The following is a 15,830-nucleotide window of genomic DNA, read 5'->3' on the forward strand; positions in this document are numbered from 1 at the left end:
CACGGTTATCGGGTTCCCCACATGTAGGTCTGCTTCTTCAGCTTCAGGTAGACGAAGCTTTCGGTGGAGCGCACGCCGGGCAGGGACCGGATGCGTTTGTTGATGACGTCCAGCAGGTGGTCGTCGTCCTCGCAGACGATCTCGGCGAGGATGTCGAACGAGCCCGCGGTCATCACCACGTACTCGACTTCCGACATGCCGGTCAGCGCGTCCGCGATCGACTCGACATCGCCCTCGACGTTGATCCCGACCATCGCCTGCCGGCGGAAGCCCACGGTGAGCGGGTCCGTGACGGCGACGATCTGCATCACGCCCTGGTCCAGGAGCTTCTGCACGCGCTGGCGCACGGCCGCCTCCGACAGGCCGACGGCCTTGCCGATCGCGGCGTACGGCCTGCGGCCGTCCTCCTGGAGCTGCTGGATGATGGCGAGGGAGACGGCATCCAGCTGGGGGGTGCCGCCGTTCCTGGACTCGCGGGTGGAGTCCCTCTGGTCTGCGCTTCGACTGGCCACGACCTCACTGTGCACGAGGTCTCGACAGTTTCGCAAGCCCCGATCGATGAAATCCGTTGTTTGGACCCTGCGGTCGTGCGGATTTCGCAGAAGTCGCGGCTGTGGGGGTGTTGAAAACGTGGGCCCGACGGCTAGGGTGGGTGTCTCAGTGAGTGGACGGAAAGAACCAGATCAGGAGGCCGGCAGTGAGCACCGAGCTGCGTCGTCTGCGCAACTACATCGACGGTGAGTTCCGGGACGCCGCCGACGGACGGACCACCGAGGTGGTCAACCCCGCGACGGGCGAGGCGTACGCGACCGCGCCGCTGTCCGGCGAGGCGGACGTGGACGCCGCGATGGAGGCCGCCGCCCGCGCCTTCCCGGCCTGGCGCGACACCACCCCCGCCGAGCGCCAGAAGGCCCTGCTCAAGATCGCGGACGCGTTCGAGGAGCGCGCCGAGGACCTGATCGCGGCCGAGGTGGAGAACACGGGCAAGCCGATCGGGCTCACCCGCTCCGAGGAGATCCCGCCGATGGTCGACCAGATCCGCTTCTTCGCGGGTGCGGCGCGGATGCTGGAGGGCCGCTCGGCCGGCGAGTACATGGAGGGCATGACCTCGATCATCCGCCGTGAGCCGGTCGGCGTCTGCGCGCAGGTCGCGCCCTGGAACTACCCGATGATGATGGCCGTATGGAAGTTCGCCCCCGCGATCGCGGCCGGCAACACCGTGGTCCTCAAGCCGTCGGACACCACCCCGGCCTCCACCGTCCTGATCGCCGACATCATCGGTTCGATCCTGCCCAAGGGCGTCTTCAACGTCGTCTGCGGCGACCGCGAGACCGGCCGGCTGATGGTCGAGCACGACACCCCGGCGATGGCCTCCATCACCGGCTCGGTCCGGGCCGGCATGTCGGTGGCCGAGTCGGCGTCGAAGGACCTCAAGCGGGTCCACCTGGAGCTGGGCGGCAAGGCCCCGGTCGTCGTCTTCGAGGACACCGACATCGCCAAGGCCGTCGAGGACATCTCCGTCGCGGGCTTCTTCAACGCCGGCCAGGACTGTACGGCCGCCTGCCGCGTCCTCGTCCACGAGTCGATCCACGACGAGTTCGTGGCCGCGCTGGCCAAGGCCGCCGAGGACACCAAGACCGGCCGGCCCGACGACGAGGACGTGCTCTTCGGCCCGCTGAACAACCCCAACCAGCTCAAGCAGGTCGAGGGCTTCATCGAGCGGCTGCCCGCCCACGCGCGCGTGGAGGCCGGCGGCAAGCGCGTCGGCGACAAGGGCTACTTCTTCGCGCCCACGGTCGTCTCCGGCGTCAAGCAGGACGACGAGATCATCCAGAAGGAGGTCTTCGGCCCGGTCATCACCGTCCAGACCTTCTCCGACGAGGACCAGGCCGTCGCGTACGCCAACGGCGTGGAGTACGCCCTCGCCTCCTCGGTGTGGACCAAGGACCACGCCCGCGCGATGCGCATGTCCAAGAAGCTCGACTTCGGCTGCGTGTGGATCAACACCCACATCCCGCTGGTCGCGGAGATGCCGCACGGCGGCTTCAAGAAGTCCGGCTACGGCAAGGACCTGTCGGCGTACGGCTTCGAGGACTACACGCGGATCAAGCACGTCATGACGTCGCTGGGCGAGTAGGCACGGACGACAGCAGTGCGCGGCCCCGGACGGGTTCACGTTCCCGTTCCCGTCCGGGGCCGCGCTGTGTCACTGCGCCGCCACGAACTCCAGTTCCTGCTCAGTGAGTCGCGGCCACCTCACCCAGGTGCCGGCGTGGAACGCGCTCACCACGGTGGCCTTCGGCGACTTCGGCGAAGTGCCCGAGGACCGGCGGACGTTCGCGCACCTCAACGAAGGCGGCAGCCACCGTGGCGTTCCTGCGGGTGAGCGTGGGCCGCTGTCCCGACGTTCCGGCGCCCGCCTCCCTCGTCGGCACGCTCGCCATGAAGAGCGAGGAGTCCGCGGCGCTGTGGGCCCACCAGGACGCGGCGGACAAGGGCCCCGGCCAGGTGCTGGTCAGCTGTCTTCCGGCCCTGGAGACGGAGGCGTCCCAGGCCCCGGAACCGATCGGCAGCCGGGGACCGGCGGCCGGTGCGTGAACGGCACTGATCGACAAGGTGTCGGGCAGACCGGGGCTTGCTCGACGCGGCGTCGATTGTGACTCCGACGCGGGGAACGGCATCCTTCCGGGATGCCCCAGACTTCTTCGCGTACGTCGCCGATGTCCCGCCGCTCCCTCCTGCGCGCACTCGGCGGCACCGCCGCGCTCGGCGCCCTGGCCGGCTGCGGGGTGCCCGCCGCCTATGTCGCGCCCGGTGACCGGGCCGTCGCCGACGAGTCCGCGGGCGACAAGAGACTGACCTGGGCGAACTGGCCGTTGTACATCGACACCGATGACAAGAACCCCAACAAGCGGCCCACCGTGGACGCCTTCGAGAAGCGCACCGGGATCTCCGTGGACTACGTCGAGGAGATCAACGACAACGACGAGTTCTTCGGCAAGATCAGCCCCGCGCTGATGAACCATCAGTCGACCGGCCGCGACCTGATCGTCATCAGCGACTGGATGTGCGCCCGGTTCGTCCGGCTCGGCTGGGTCCAGGAGATGGACCGGGCCCACCAGCCGAACGTGGCCAAGCACCTTGACCCGCTGCTGCGTTCGCCCGCCTTCGACAAGGGCCGCAGGTTCACGGTGCCGTGGCAGTCGGGCATCACCGGCATCGCCTACAACCGCAAGAAGCTGGGCCGCGAGATCCGGCACGTCAAGGACCTCTGGGCGAGTGACCTCAAGGGCCGCGTGACCCTCCTGTCCGGCCTGGACGAGTCCTTCGCGCTGCTGATGCAGGGCAACGGCGTGGACATCTCCCGGTGGACGGCGAACGACTTCCACAACGTCTGCGACGTGGTGGAGCGCGAGATCCACCGCGGCCAGATCCGCCGCTTCACCGGCAACGACTACACCAAGGACCTGGTCAGCGGGGACGTCCTCGCCTGCCAGGCCTACTCCGGCGACGTCATCCAGCTCCAGGCCGACAACCCCGACATCCGCTTCGTCGTCCCCGAGGAGGGCGCCGAGCTGTGGTCGGACTCCCTGATGATCCCCAACCGGGCCCGCCACAAGGCCAACGCCGAGCGCCTGATCGACTACTACTACGCCCCCGAGACCGCCGCGGAGCTCGCCGCCTGGGTCAACTACGTCTGCCCGGTGCCCGCCGCCCAGGACGTCCTGGCCTCCTCGAAGGACAAGGACACCGCATCGCTCGCCGACAACCCCCTGATCTTCCCGGACTCCCCCATGCGCAAGCGCCTGGTGATCGCCCGGGACATCACCTCCGCGGAGCGGGTGGACTTCGCGAAGCGGTGGAACAGGATCGTGGGGTTGTAGCCTTCCGATTTCATGATCTGTGACGAGGATTGTTTCGGCCATTTCACCGTCGCGCACCGATGAACCCCCGTTCGCAGCCCGCGGCTTTCGACCTACGGTGCCACAATGATCCCAGTGAACAGTCTCGTTGCAGCGAGGCGCGAAATCCCCGCTCTCGTCGAGGCGGCGGACCCGGATCCCCTGAGGGAGGCCGACGCCCTGCAAGAAGCCCAGTTGGTCGACTCCCGTGTGTGCCAGCTGACGTCGACGGCTGCACTTCTCTTCGAACTGCGCACCTCGCTGCAATTCGATGCCGGAAACGCGGCACTGCTTGTCGTGCGCGGACTGAGCTCTTTCGGCTGGGAGGCGTCGCCGATCCACGTGCCTGTCGCGGCTCTGACAGTAGTGTCCAGCCTGCCCAACCGTACTGCTGATGCGTTTCGCTTGAGATGCGAGGTCTTCCCTGACGCGCAACTCGTCGTCGCGGGCACACGGGCAGAATTCCATGTCCTGGAAGTGGAGGGGATCAGTGACGCTCCGCCCGACTACTCCGCCCTGAGCCGGGAGCGCATCGAACGGGAAGTGCCCTCGTGGTCCTCCCTGTGCAATCCGATTCAGACGTCGAGCGTGTCATGCTGACCGTGGTGTGTTCGGCCATCCTTGGCCGGGTCAGGAAACCTGCACGGGGCGGAGAGCATGACGATATGGGGGCTGGTCGTCGAGACGACCAGGAGTGCCGGCGACCGTAAGCACATCGAGGCCGACGTGATCGCGCATGTCCGCGGGTCTCGTGCCGACGCGCTCGCGGAGTTGGAGCGGCGGGCTCGCAGCTACTCGCCCGAGCACCCCAGAAGTCCCAGGCGCCGCCGGCTCCTTCGGGTCGGGGACGGGTTTCTGCTCGTCGTCGACGGGGCGTGGCAGTCCTTCGCCACGCGGTTCACGGTGGCGGAGCTGCTGGAGGACTCCGCCGCGCCCGTCGTACCGGAACCGGTGGACGCGCCGAGTGAGCCCGATGCCGAGCCGGAGGAGCAGGCCGACAACGTCGACCAGGTCGAGCGGTACCCGGACGGAGTGCCGGTCAAGCCGGCCTGGCTGGGGCGCGACGACCTTTCCTGAGAGGCGGCCGGCGCCGGCCGGCGCCGCCTTGACAGCCGTAGCCACCGGTGGCAGAAGTGGTGGATCATTCCTGAGGCGACGGGGGTCACGATGTCTCAGCGGCGGCCACTGCGGTGGGCCTGGCGCACCGCGATGTCCTTGATGGTCGTGTGGGCGGCGGCAGGATGTTCACCGGCGGCGCCTGTCAGTACCCGCGCGGCCATCGACGTGGACGCGCCGGTAGCCCTGGCCGATCAAGCCGTACACATCACGATCAAGGACCTGGCACCGCACGACCAGGTCGTCGTCGGCTCCTCGGCGACCGACTACCACGGCAAGGTCTGGCGAGCACGGGCAACCTTCACGGCGGACGACCACGGCACCGTCGACCTCACCACGACGCGGCCGCGTTCGGGGACTTACGACCAGGCCGACGGCATGGGGCTGTTCTGGTCGATGAGGCCGCCTTCCGGCGATCCCGATCAGGCGATCTTCCTCCGTCCCTACCCCGAGACCGCTCCCTCGTACACGGTGCGGATCAGTGTCACCGCGCACGGACGCGCGCTGGCGGGCCGGACCCTCACCCGCGCATGGGAGACGCCGGGCGTGCGGAGCAGGGACTTGACCCTGGCCCACGACAAGGTGGCCGGGAAGCTGTTTCTGCCCCCACCGGGCACCCCGCGCCATCCGGCCGTCCTGGCCTTCGGCGGATCGGAGGGCGGAGTCGGCATGCCGTTCGAGGCCGCTCTGCTGGCGTCCCACGGCTATCCGGCACTGGCGCTCGGTTACTTCCGCATGCCGGGCCTGCCCGCGGCCCTGCGCGACATCCCGCTGGAGTACTTCGCGGCGGCCGCCCGTCTGCTGGCGGCCCAGCCCGCCACGGATCCCGCCCACCTCGTCGCGATGGGCTACTCCCGCGGCAGCGAGGCCGCCCTGCTCCTGGCCGAGGACTACTCCCGGCTGGTCCATGGAGTGGTCGTGTACTCGCCCTCCTCCCTCGTCGGCCCGGGCTTCCCCGCGGGCGGTGACGCCTGGACCTACCGAGGCCGGCCGATCTCACAGGGCCCGATACCGCTGGACCACCTCAGTGGACCGCTGCTCGCCATCGCCGGCGCCGACGACGCCCTGTGGCCTTCCCCTTCCTTCACCGGACAGATCGCCGCCCAACTGAAGGACGACCACGACCGTCACCCCCACCAGACCCTCATCTACCCAGGGGCAGGGCACGGCGTCGGGACCTTCCCCTACCTTGCCGAGGGCATCAGCTTCGTCAACCCCACCAGTGGTGCGACGACCCCTTTGGGCGGCAGCCGGCCCGCCGACGCCGCGGCGAGAGAGCGGGGCTGGCCCAAGGTTCTCGCGCTCCTCGCCGACGCCCGGCACTGACGACAGTACGCCTCAGGGTGCCGGGCGCCGGATGGCCGACATCCGCTCGTCCCGGCGGTCGCGGCGCGCACGCTCTCGGGCGCCGAAGTCGCCCTCGCGCACGAGCGGGCCCGGCGCACCACCGCACCACCACCCGCCGGGTGTTCAAGGGCGGCACCGGCACCTGCCTGCGCGCGGTTCCGCAGCACCTTCGGTCCCGGCCCCGGGGGACGCCGAGTGGACGCGTCGAAGGGCTCGACCACCAGGAACATGCCGGGCACCATCACCGGCAGCCGTCGCGGGACGAGCGACAGCCAGAGGCGGGGTGCTTTTGAACGCGTTCAAAAGCAGGCGTACGCTCATGCCATGAGCGACAGAGCCGCCCTGCTCAAGGGCATTCGCGTCTGGCTGGTCTTCTTCGTGGTGTGCCTGGTCCTCAGCGGCGCCACCGCCTTCCCCCTGGTGCACGAACTGCGCTGGACGGAGAGCGCGTTGCGGGCGCTGTCGGTGCGGGAGTATCTGCCGGGGCTCATGGCCTGGATCGCAAGGGTGCGCGACGGCCTCGACTCCGTGGACACCAAGTACCCCTTCGTCCTCTATGGCACCGACTGGCTCGCCTTCGCCCACCTCGTCATCGCGGTCGCCTTCTACGGCCCCTACCGCGACCCGGTGCGCAACATCTGGGTGGTCGAGTTCGGGATGATCGCCTGCGCCGGGATCATCCCGCTCGCCCTGATCTGCGGGCCGATCCGCGGGATCCCCTTCTGGTGGAGCCTGGTCGACATGTCGTTCGGGGTTTTCGGCGTGATCCCGCTGTATGCCGTGCGGAAGAAGATCAAGCGCCTGGAAGCACTGCCCGCCTGAAAAACTGTTATCGCTCCGGCCCGCGCTCCGTCTCCAGCACGTCCCGCATCCTCACGCACGGAGCGACCCCCCATGCCCACCCCCGCCCACAAGCGCGCCGCCCATCCCACCACCAAGCACCGCCTCAGCCGTCGGGGCCTGTTCACCCTCGGTGGCGGGCTCGCGGTGGCCGGAGCCCTCGGCGGTGGGATCGCCGCGTTCTCCGGTGCCGGGGCCGACGCGGCCCAGACCACGGCGGCGAAGAAGCCGACGTTCGCCCACCCCGGCATGCTCCACAACGCCGGCGACCTGCACCGGGCCAAGGTGCGGGTCGCCGCGGGCCGGGACCCCTGGCTGGCCGGCTGGCAGCGGCTCACCGCCAACCCGCACTCGCAGAGCACCTGGCAGGCCCGCCCGCAGGCCACCGTCGTGCGGGGAGCGGGTTCCGGGCAGAACTACCGCACCCTCTACAACGACATCCACGCCGCCTACCAGAACGCCCTGCGCTGGCGGATCGGCGGCACGAAGGCCAACGGCGACACCGCCGTCGCCATCCTCAACGCCTGGTCGGCCACCCTCACCACGCTCACCGGCAACGCCGACCGCTTCCTCGCCGCCGGTCTCTACGGCTACCAGTTCGCCGACGCCGCCGAACTCGTCCGCGACCACCCCGGCTTCCGCTTCGCCCGCTTCAAGAAGATGCTGCACACGGTGTTCCACCCGATGAACACCGACTTCCTCACCCGCCACAACGGCGCCGTCATCTCCAACTACTGGGCCAACTGGGACCTGTGCAACCTCGCCTCGGTGATGGCGATCGGCATCCTGCTCGACGACCACGCGACGTTCCGCAGCGCCGTGAGCTACCTCGAGCACGGCGCGGGCAACGGGGCGATCAAGAACGCCGTTCCCCTCCGCTACGACACCCAGGGCCTCGCCCAGTGGCAGGAGAGCGGCCGGGACCAGGGCCACACCCAGATGGGCATCGGACTCATGGGCGCGATCTGCGAGATGGCCTGGAACCAGGGCGTCGACCTCTACGGCTACGACGACAACCGCTTCCTGCAGGCCGCCGAGTACGTGGCCCGCTACAACCTCGGCGACGACGTGCCGTTCACCGCCTACGGCTGGCGGTCCGGCACCGGACACGGCCAGTGGCGGCAGCAGACCGTGATCTCCGCCACGGCCCGCGGCGAGATCCGCCCGGTCTGGGAGATTCTGCACAACCACTACGCACGCCGCCGCAGGCTCTCCACGCCGTACGTCACGGCGATGGCCGAGAAGGTGCGCGCGGAGGGCGGGGGCGGCGACTACGGGCCGAACAGCGGCGGCTACGACCAGCTCGGCTTCGGGACGCTGCTCTACAGCAAGTGACGTCTACGCAAGTGACACACGTCGTAGCACACGTCGTGGCACACGTACAGGAGACCGGATCGGTGGACGGGCGGCAGTGGCGCGGCACCATCGTGGCCGCGCAGGCCGGTGACCGGCAGGCGCTGGACGAGCTGGTCGCGGGCCGGCTGCCGCTCGTCTACAACATCGTCGGCCGCGCGCTGAACGGCCACGCGGACGTCGACGACGTCCTCCAGGAGACCATGCTGCGCGCCGTGGGCAACCTCGGCTCGCTGCGCGACCCGGACAGCTTCCGGTCCTGGCTCGTGGCGATCGCCATGCGGCAGGTCCGGGAGCGGGCGCGCCGCCCGTCCGCGCCCATGGACGACGCTCTCGGCACCGACCCCGCCGTCACCGGCATGGGCAACCCGGCCGTCGGCTACGCCGTCCCGCCGGCCGGCACCCAGCAGATGTGGCAGAACGAGTACTTCCACCTCGACGGCAGCGTCACCCTCACCCAGAACGAACGCGGCGCCGACTACGGCCTCAGCGTCTTCCCGACCACCTGGGCCGCGGCCGAGAAGGACATCACCACCGGCCCCGCGCAGGGGGCCAGGCGCTACGGCCTGGTCCGCGACACCGGACGCGATGACACCCCGGTCCCGCAGTACCTCACCCGCGCCACCCCGGCCGACCCGGCGACGGTCCCTCAGCGGTCCCGGGTGTAGCGCTCCCGCGGGGCCATGTCAGCGGAGCGCGCCGTTGCGCAGGGTGTGCAGGACGTCGACCCGGTTCGTGGTGATCGAGTCGACGCCCAGGGCCAGCAGGCGGCCCATCGAGCGGCGGGTGTCCGGGGTCCAGACGGACAGCAGGTAACCGTCGTGGTGGACGCGGGCCGCCAGCTCCCGGCTCACCAGGGAGAAGCGGTAGTTGAGCCAGCGCGGGCGGACCACGTCCAGCAGCGCGGGCCGGGGCGGGGCGAGGCTCGTCCAGGTCAGCGCGATCTCGGCGGCCGGGTCGGCGGCGCGGACGGCGAGCATCGCCTCGGCGCCCGCGCAGTAGTAGACGCGCTCCTGGGCCCCGCTCTGCCGGACCACGTCCATGACCCGGTCCACCATCCGCCGCTCGACCCGCCCGCACAGGTCCACCATCACCCGGCTGTCGCCGGTCGCGGCCAGCGTGTCCGCCAGTGTCGGCACACGGCCCGCCGTGAGCCCGCGCAGCTCCTCGGCGGACAGCGCGCCGAGCGGGCGGCCGATTTCCCACAGCCGCTGCAGCGTGTCGTCGTGCAGCAGCACGGGGACGCCGTCGCGGGTGAGCCGTACGTCGATCTCGACCGCGTCCGCGCCCCGGCCGAGCGCGGAACGCAGCGAGTCGATGGTGTTCTCACGGACACGGTAGGGGTCGCCGCGATGGGCCACGGCGGTCACGGTCTGCATGCCCCCCATTGTGGGGGTGCCCCCTTGTGGGCCGCGTCAGGAGGCGAGCCAGGTACGGGTGTACGTGTCGATCTCCGCCGCGATCCGGGCCTTGCCGTCGGCGTCCAGGAAGGAGGCCTCCACGGCGTTCTTCGCGAGACCGGCGAGGCCCCGCTCGTCCAGGTCGAGCAGCCGGGCGGCCACCGCGTACTCGTTGTTGAGGTCGGTGCCGAACATCGGCGGGTCGTCGGAGTTGATCGTGACCAGCACCCCGGCCCGCGCGAACTCCTTGATCGGGTGCTCGTCCAGGGTGCGGACCGCGCGGGTGGCGATGTTCGAGGTCGGGCACACCTCCAGCGGGATGCGCCGCTCGGCGAGGTGGGCGAGCAGCTTCGGGTCCTGCGCGGAGCTGGTGCCGTGCCCGATCCGCTCGGCGCGCAGATGGGTCAGCGCGTCCCACACCGTCTCCGGGCCGGTGGTCTCCCCGGCGTGCGGGACCGAGCGCAGGCCCGCGGCGATGGCCCGGTCGAAGTACGGCTTGAACTGCGGCCGGGGCACGCCGATCTCGGGGCCGCCGAGCCCGAACGACACCAGGCCCTCCGGGCGGATCCGGTCGTCGGTGGCGAGCCGGGCCGTCTCCTCGGCGGACTCCAGGCCGGCCTCACCCGGGATGTCGAAGCACCAGCGCAGTACGGTCCCGAACTCGGCCTCGGCCGCCTTGCGGGCGTCCTCGATCGCCGCCATGAAGCCCAGCTCGTCGATGCCGCGCCGGGTGGAGGAGAAGGGGGTGATGGTCAGCTCGGCGTAGCGCACCTGCTGCCGGGCCAGGTCGCGGGCGACCTCGTAGGTCAGCAGCCGGACGTCCTCCGGGGTGCGGATGAGATCGACGACCGACAGATACACGTCGATGAAGTGCGCGAAGTCGGTGAACGTGAAGTAGTCGGCGAGGGCCTCGGGGTCCGTCGGCACCTTGGAGTCGGGGTGGCGGGCGGCCAGCTCGGAGACGATGCGCGGGGAGGCGGAGCCGACGTGGTGGACGTGCAGTTCGGCCTTGGGCAGCCCGGCGATGAAGGTCCGCAGATCGCGGTCGGCCGTGCCGGCGGCGGGTACGGAGCTGTCGGTCATGGGGTCCTCCCCGGGAAGGGCGCCCGCGCGGCGGGGCCGGTGGTGCCGGGTCCCGGGTGCGGGCGCGGTGATCGGCTGATCGGTTGCGCGGGATCATCGTAGGCCCCGGCCCGAGCCGTTCCGGCCTGCCCGTAGCATGGCGGGACGTCCAGCAGAGGGGTCCTTCACCATGTCCGACGAGGTGCCGCAGTCCACGCCGCAGCAGCATCAGCCTGCCGGCGAGGGACCGACGGGCCCCCGGCTGTCTCTGGACAAACGAACGGACGACGACCGTGCACCTCGGCGGGCTGCGGGGCAGAGTGCTGCTTCGGGTACGGGGCAGGGTGCCGTTTCGGGGCCGGTGTGGGACGCCCCCTCCGCTCCGGCCGAGGGCGCGATACCCGAGTCGCGCCCGGAGTCCGCTCCTGGTGACGGCTCCGTCCACTACCAGCAGACGCTGACCTCGCTGCCCTCGTCGCCGGACCAGCCCGCCGACGCCGTGCCGAGGGCCTGGGCTCCGCCGACCGCCGCTGCCGCACCCCCACCGGCGAACCCGTTCGCGCCCCCGGCGGCCACGCCACCGGCGAACCCGTACGCCCCGCCGGCCGCCCCCGCGTACCCCTACGCCCCGCCCGCCGCGCAGCACGCGGGACCGGAACCCGTACCCCCGCCGCCCATCGCCCCCGACGGCCCGGGCCAGGTGCCGTACGGCTACCCAGGCATGCCGTCCGCCTACGGCTACCCCGGCCGGCCCCAGCAGCCGTACCCCGGCCCCTACGGCTGGCCCGGCATGCAGCCGCTGCCGAGCAACGGCATGGGCACGGCCTCGCTGGTGCTGGGCATCCTGGCGTCGATCTGCTTCCTGCTCTGGCCGGTGGCCCTGATCCTGGGCGTGCTGGCCATCGTCTTCGGTGCGCTCGGCCGCGGGAAGGCCGGCCGGGGCGAGGCCACCAATCCCGGCATGGCCCTGGCCGGACTCATCTGCGGTGCGTCCGGCATTGTCCTGGCCCTGGGCTTCATCGCCTTCGTGATCGCGTTCCACACCTGAGACACCGGTCAGCGGGGCCCACTCACGGGGCGCGCGGCGGTGTCGATACGCGGCTCCGCCGCGTGGGCGCGATCGACCACGGCCGCACCGGCACCCGGCAACGCTCCGCGCCCCCCGGCGGCGTCAGTCCGCTCTCAGCCGCTCCCGTGCCTCCATCAGCGCGAAGCCCAGAAGGTTGGGCCCCTTCCACCGCTCCGGATCCGACGCCCCCTCGTCGTCCGCCGCCAACCCGATCCCCCACACCCGGTCCACGGGACTCGCCTCCACCAGCACCCGGTCACCCGTGTCCAGCAGAAAGTCCCGGAGCGCACCGTCGGCCGCGAACTTGTGCACGCTCCCCTCGACCACGATCCGGAACCGCTCCCGCTCCCATATCGCCTCGTCGAAACCGCGGACCAGCCGGCCGGCCTTCTTGGCCTGGGAGGGATGGCCGGAGGCCAGCACCCTGCGCTCGGCCTCCGCGTCCCCGAACAGCCGTGCCTTGCCGGCCATCATCCAGTGCTCGGCCGTCGCGTACTCCACTCCGTCCACCGTGAACGGCGACGGCCACCACTGGCTCAGACAGCTCGCGCCGATCCTGCCGTCCGGCCTCGGCCGGTGCCCCCAGAAGTGGAGGTACTTGATCCGGCTGCCCGCCCGGATCTCCCTGATCAGGGCTTCCACCCCGTCGATCTTCCCCATGCACGCGAGTCTGGCACGCACCACTGACACTCCGTCCGCCCTTTTCCGCCTCGACTCGACACCTGGTCGACAGATTCCGTCGCGTAACCAAAAGGCAACAACGGAATCACTTGTTGGAGTCCTATTGCTCTGTCAGGATCGGCACTCAAATCGAGCTGGAGCTACGCCACCCACCCCCCGGGACGGGGCGCACGGCGGAGGAGAGCGACATGCACAACCCGGGCACCGCCACCCCGGAACGATTCCCCGCCGAGGAGCGATTCGCCGACGGCGCGCAGTTCATCGCGGGCCGGCTGACGAAGGGCACCTCGGGCCGCACCCACGCCGTGGTCGACCCTGCCACCGGCGAGGAGGTCTACCGCTACGATCTGGCCGGCACCGACGACGTCGACGCGGCCGTCGCCGCCGCCCGCGAGGCCTTCCCCGGCTGGGCCTCGGCCACCCCGGGCGAGCGCTCCGACGCCCTGCACCGGTTCGCGGCCGTGCTCGCCGACCGCGCGGAGGACTTCGCCCGCGCCGAGTCCCTGCAGTGCGGCAAGCCGCTGAAGCTGACCCGCGAGTTCGACGTGCCGGGGACCATCGACAACACCGCCTTCTTCGCGGGCGCCGCCCGGCACCTGGCGGGGCAGTCCGCCGGTGAGTACTCCGGGGACCACACCTCGTACATCCGGCGCGAGCCGATCGGTGTCGTCGGGTCGATCGCGCCCTGGAACTACCCCCTGCAGATGGCCGCCTGGAAGATCCTCCCGGCGATCGCCGCGGGCAACACGATCGTGCTGAAGCCGGCCGAGCTGACCCCGCTCACCTCGCTGCTCTTCGCCCGGGCCGCCACCGACGCCGGCATCCCCGACGGTGTGATCAACATCGTGACCGGGACCGGGAAGGAGGCGGGGGAGCACCTCGTCGGCCACCCGGACGTCGCCATGACCTCCTTCACCGGGTCCACCGCCGTCGGCAGGCGCGTCGCCGAGGTCGCCACCGCCACGGTCAAGCGGCTGCACCTGGAACTCGGCGGCAAGGCGCCCTTCGTCGTCTTCGACGACGCCGATCTGGAGGCCGCCGTCCACGGCGCCGTCGCCGGTGCGCTCATCAACACCGGGCAGGACTGCACGGCCGCCACGCGCGCGTACGTGCAGCGGCCGCTGTACGAGGCCTTCGTGGAGCGGACCGCCGCCCTGATGGCGAGCGTGCGGCTCGGTGATCCCTTCGCCCCCGGCACCGACCTCGGGCCGCTCATCTCGCACGTCCAGCGGGACCGGGTCGCCGCCTTCGTGGACCGCGCGCGTGCCTACGCGCGCGTGGTGACCGGCGGCGAGGCACCCGGGGGCGACCTGAAGAAGGGCGCCTACTACCGGCCGACCCTGATCGCCGACGCCGCCCAGGACAGCGAGATCGTCCAGTCCGAGATCTTCGGACCGGTACTGGTCGTCCTGCCCTTCGACAGTGATGACGACGGCATCCGCCTGGCCAACGACACCCCGTACGGCCTCGCCGCCTCCGCGTGGAGCGGCAACGTCTACCGCGCGAACCGCGCCACCCGCGAGATCAGGGCGGGCTGCGTATGGATCAACGACCACATCCCGATCATCAGCGAGATGCCGCACGGCGGCTACAAGGCGTCCGGCTTCGGCAAGGACATGTCGGCGTACTCCTTCGAGGAGTACACGCAGGTCAAGCACGTAATGTTCGACAATACGGCGGTCGCCCGCAAGGACTGGCACCGCACGATCTTCGGGGACCGGTAGCAGCCGTTTGTCCGGCTGCCGCCGGGTGTGACGCTCCGGCCCTCGACCAGGCCGATCACTCAACCCTCCCGAAAGGGCACCACGCGCATGGAGCAGTACGAGCCCGACCGCCTCACCCCGGTCGAAGTCGCCGCCATACGGCGCAGTCTGCGCAGCGGCCGGGCCGCGATGACCCGCCGTTCGCTGCTGCGCGCCTCCGCGGGGGGCGCGTTCGCGGTCGGCGGTCTCGGGGCGCTGAGCGCCTGCGGGATCCCCGCGGCGTCCAAGACGCAGGGCGGCGTGTCCGCCGACGACCACTCGGCCAAGGAGAAGGTCGTCAACTTCTCCAACTGGCCCGAGTACATCGACGTGGACGACAAGACGAAGCGGCACCCCACGCTCGACGCGTTCGCCAAGGGGTCCGGCATCCAGGTGAAGTACACCGAGGACATCAACGACAACGACGAGTTCTTCGGCAAGATCCAGCCGCAGCTCGCCGCGGGCCAGGACACCGGCCGTGACCTCGTCGTGCTCACCGACTGGCTGGCCGCCCGCATGATCCGCCTCGGGTACGTCCAGAAACTGGACCCGTCCAACCTGCCGCACGCCTTCGCCAACCTGTCGGACCAGTTCCGCGCCCCCGACTGGGACCCGGGCCGGGCCTACTCGTACCCCTGGCAGGGCATCTCCACCGTCATCGCCTACAACAAGAAGGCGCTCGACGGCATCGAGGTGAAGTCGGTCTCCGACCTGCTCGACAACCCCAAGCTCAAGGGCCGCGTCGGCTTCCTGACGGAGATGCGCGACAGCATCGGCATGACCATGCTGGACATGGGCAAGGACCCGGCGAAGTTCACCGGCGACGACTTCGACGCGGTGATCGCCCGCCTGCAGAAGGCCGTCGACAAGGGCCAGATCCGCCGCTTCACCGGCAACGACTACACCTCGGACCTCACCAAGGGCGACTTCGCCGCGTGCGTGGCCTGGGGCGGCGACATCGTGCAGCTCCAGGCGGACAACCCCGACGTCGGCTACGTCATCCCCGACAGCGGCTACATGACGTCGACCGACAACATGCTGATCCCCAACAAGGCGCGCCACAAGACGAACGCCGAGCGGCTCATCGACTTCTTCTACGAGCCCGAATCGGCCGCCGAACTCGCCGCCTACATCAACTACGTGAGCCCGGTCGCGGGGGTGAAGCCGTACCTTGCCAAGATCGACAAGAGCGCGGCGGACAACCCGCTGATCCTCCCCGACAAGGCCATGCAGGCCCGGTCCCACGCCTTCCGCTCGCTGACGCAGAAGGAAGAGACCGCCTACCAGCAGAAGTTCTCGAAGCTCACAGGGGCGTGAC

The 15,830-nt window shown here is 70.4% G+C and carries 14 protein-coding genes and 2 pseudogenes; 12 read left to right on the top strand and 4 right to left on the bottom strand.

Annotated features, from left to right (window positions below):
- Positions 1-5: 5 nt before the first annotated feature.
- Positions 6-527 (bottom strand): Lrp/AsnC family transcriptional regulator, encoded by a 522-nt coding sequence (locus ABT288_RS10140; RefSeq protein WP_351604677.1) that lies wholly within the window; start codon positions 525-527, stop codon positions 6-8.
- Between the two features lie 170 nt (positions 528-697).
- On the opposite strand from ABT288_RS10140, the gene ABT288_RS10145 reads away from it, so the two are divergent.
- The 9 genes and pseudogenes from ABT288_RS10145 (at position 698) to ABT288_RS10185 (ending at position 9,226) form a co-directional block, all read left to right on the top strand.
- Positions 698-2,137, top strand: coding sequence for a gamma-aminobutyraldehyde dehydrogenase (locus tag ABT288_RS10145; protein ID WP_351604679.1), 1,440 nt, complete (start codon positions 698-700; stop codon positions 2,135-2,137).
- 221 nt (positions 2,138-2,358) lie between these two features.
- Positions 2,359-2,598 (top strand): annotated as a pseudogene (locus tag ABT288_RS10150) (MmyB family transcriptional regulator); the annotation flags it as partial.
- A gap of 92 nt (positions 2,599-2,690) precedes the next feature.
- Positions 2,691-3,884, top strand: a complete 1,194-nt coding sequence (locus tag ABT288_RS10155; protein ID WP_351604681.1) for an extracellular solute-binding protein — start codon at positions 2,691-2,693, stop codon at positions 3,882-3,884.
- Positions 3,885-3,998: 114 nt separating this feature from the next.
- Entirely contained in the window at positions 3,999-4,502 is a 504-nt protein-coding gene (locus ABT288_RS10160) for a hypothetical protein (RefSeq protein WP_351604683.1), read from the top strand.
- 57 nt (positions 4,503-4,559) lie between these two features.
- Entirely contained in the window at positions 4,560-4,979 is a 420-nt protein-coding gene (locus ABT288_RS10165; RefSeq protein ID WP_351604685.1) for a hypothetical protein, read from the top strand.
- 207 nt (positions 4,980-5,186) lie between these two features.
- The gene (locus ABT288_RS10170) at positions 5,187-6,344 is read left to right on the top strand and encodes an acyl-CoA thioesterase/BAAT N-terminal domain-containing protein (protein WP_351604687.1); all 1,158 of its coding nucleotides are present in this window, start codon (positions 5,187-5,189) and stop codon (positions 6,342-6,344) included.
- 345 nt (positions 6,345-6,689) lie between these two features.
- The gene (locus ABT288_RS10175) at positions 6,690-7,187 is read left to right on the top strand and encodes a hypothetical protein (RefSeq protein ID WP_351604689.1); all 498 of its coding nucleotides are present in this window, start codon (positions 6,690-6,692) and stop codon (positions 7,185-7,187) included.
- A 72-nt stretch (positions 7,188-7,259) separates the two neighbouring features.
- Positions 7,260-8,540, top strand: a complete 1,281-nt coding sequence (locus ABT288_RS10180; RefSeq protein WP_351604691.1) for an alginate lyase family protein — start codon at positions 7,260-7,262, stop codon at positions 8,538-8,540.
- A gap of 62 nt (positions 8,541-8,602) precedes the next feature.
- A complete protein-coding gene (locus ABT288_RS10185) occupies positions 8,603-9,226 on the top strand; it encodes an RNA polymerase sigma factor (protein WP_351604740.1) in 624 nt (207 codons plus the stop codon).
- 18 nt (positions 9,227-9,244) lie between these two features.
- Here the strand turns inward: ABT288_RS10185 and ABT288_RS10190 are convergent, their stop codons facing one another.
- Positions 9,245-9,937, bottom strand: coding sequence for a glycerophosphodiester phosphodiesterase (locus ABT288_RS10190; RefSeq protein ID WP_351604693.1), 693 nt, complete (start codon positions 9,935-9,937; stop codon positions 9,245-9,247).
- Between the two features lie 36 nt (positions 9,938-9,973).
- Positions 9,974-11,193 (bottom strand): annotated as a pseudogene (locus ABT288_RS10195) (adenosine deaminase).
- A gap of 188 nt (positions 11,194-11,381) precedes the next feature.
- Here ABT288_RS10195 and ABT288_RS10200 point away from each other — a divergent pair.
- A complete protein-coding gene (locus ABT288_RS10200; protein ID WP_351604697.1) occupies positions 11,382-12,068 on the top strand; it encodes a DUF4190 domain-containing protein in 687 nt (228 codons plus the stop codon).
- A gap of 123 nt (positions 12,069-12,191) precedes the next feature.
- Here ABT288_RS10200 and ybiA read toward each other — a convergent pair whose 3' ends face one another.
- Complete coding sequence (ybiA, locus tag ABT288_RS10205) at positions 12,192-12,749, bottom strand: riboflavin biosynthesis intermediates N-glycosidase (protein ID WP_351604699.1); 558 nt, start codon at positions 12,747-12,749, stop codon at positions 12,192-12,194.
- A 209-nt stretch (positions 12,750-12,958) separates the two neighbouring features.
- Between ybiA and ABT288_RS10210 the strand changes: the two genes are divergently transcribed.
- Entirely contained in the window at positions 12,959-14,494 is a 1,536-nt protein-coding gene (locus tag ABT288_RS10210) for a gamma-aminobutyraldehyde dehydrogenase (protein ID WP_351604701.1), read from the top strand.
- Between the two features lie 87 nt (positions 14,495-14,581).
- Complete coding sequence (locus tag ABT288_RS10215) at positions 14,582-15,829, top strand: ABC transporter substrate-binding protein (RefSeq protein ID WP_351604703.1); 1,248 nt, start codon at positions 14,582-14,584, stop codon at positions 15,827-15,829.
- Position 15,830 lies beyond the last annotated feature (1 nt).

The organism is Streptomyces sp. NPDC001093 (assembly GCF_040298985.1).
In the GTDB taxonomy this organism is placed as follows: Bacteria; Actinomycetota; Actinomycetes; order Streptomycetales; family Streptomycetaceae; genus Streptomyces.

Coding starts and splice junctions, on each gene's coding strand:
- ABT288_RS10155 (WP_351604681.1), top strand. CDS start 2,691: ATGCCCCAGACTTCTTCGCGTACGTCGCCGATGTCCCGCCGCTCCCTC.
- ABT288_RS10165 (WP_351604685.1), top strand. CDS start 4,560: ATGACGATATGGGGGCTGGTCGTCGAGACGACCAGGAGTGCCGGCGAC.
- ABT288_RS10175 (WP_351604689.1), top strand. CDS start 6,690: ATGAGCGACAGAGCCGCCCTGCTCAAGGGCATTCGCGTCTGGCTGGTC.
- ABT288_RS10180 (WP_351604691.1), top strand. CDS start 7,260: ATGCCCACCCCCGCCCACAAGCGCGCCGCCCATCCCACCACCAAGCAC.
- ABT288_RS10190 (WP_351604693.1), bottom strand. CDS start 9,937: ATGCAGACCGTGACCGCCGTGGCCCATCGCGGCGACCCCTACCGTGTC.
- ybiA (WP_351604699.1), bottom strand. CDS start 12,749: ATGGGGAAGATCGACGGGGTGGAAGCCCTGATCAGGGAGATCCGGGCG.
- ABT288_RS10210 (WP_351604701.1), top strand. CDS start 12,959: ATGCACAACCCGGGCACCGCCACCCCGGAACGATTCCCCGCCGAGGAG.
- ABT288_RS10215 (WP_351604703.1), top strand. CDS start 14,582: ATGGAGCAGTACGAGCCCGACCGCCTCACCCCGGTCGAAGTCGCCGCC.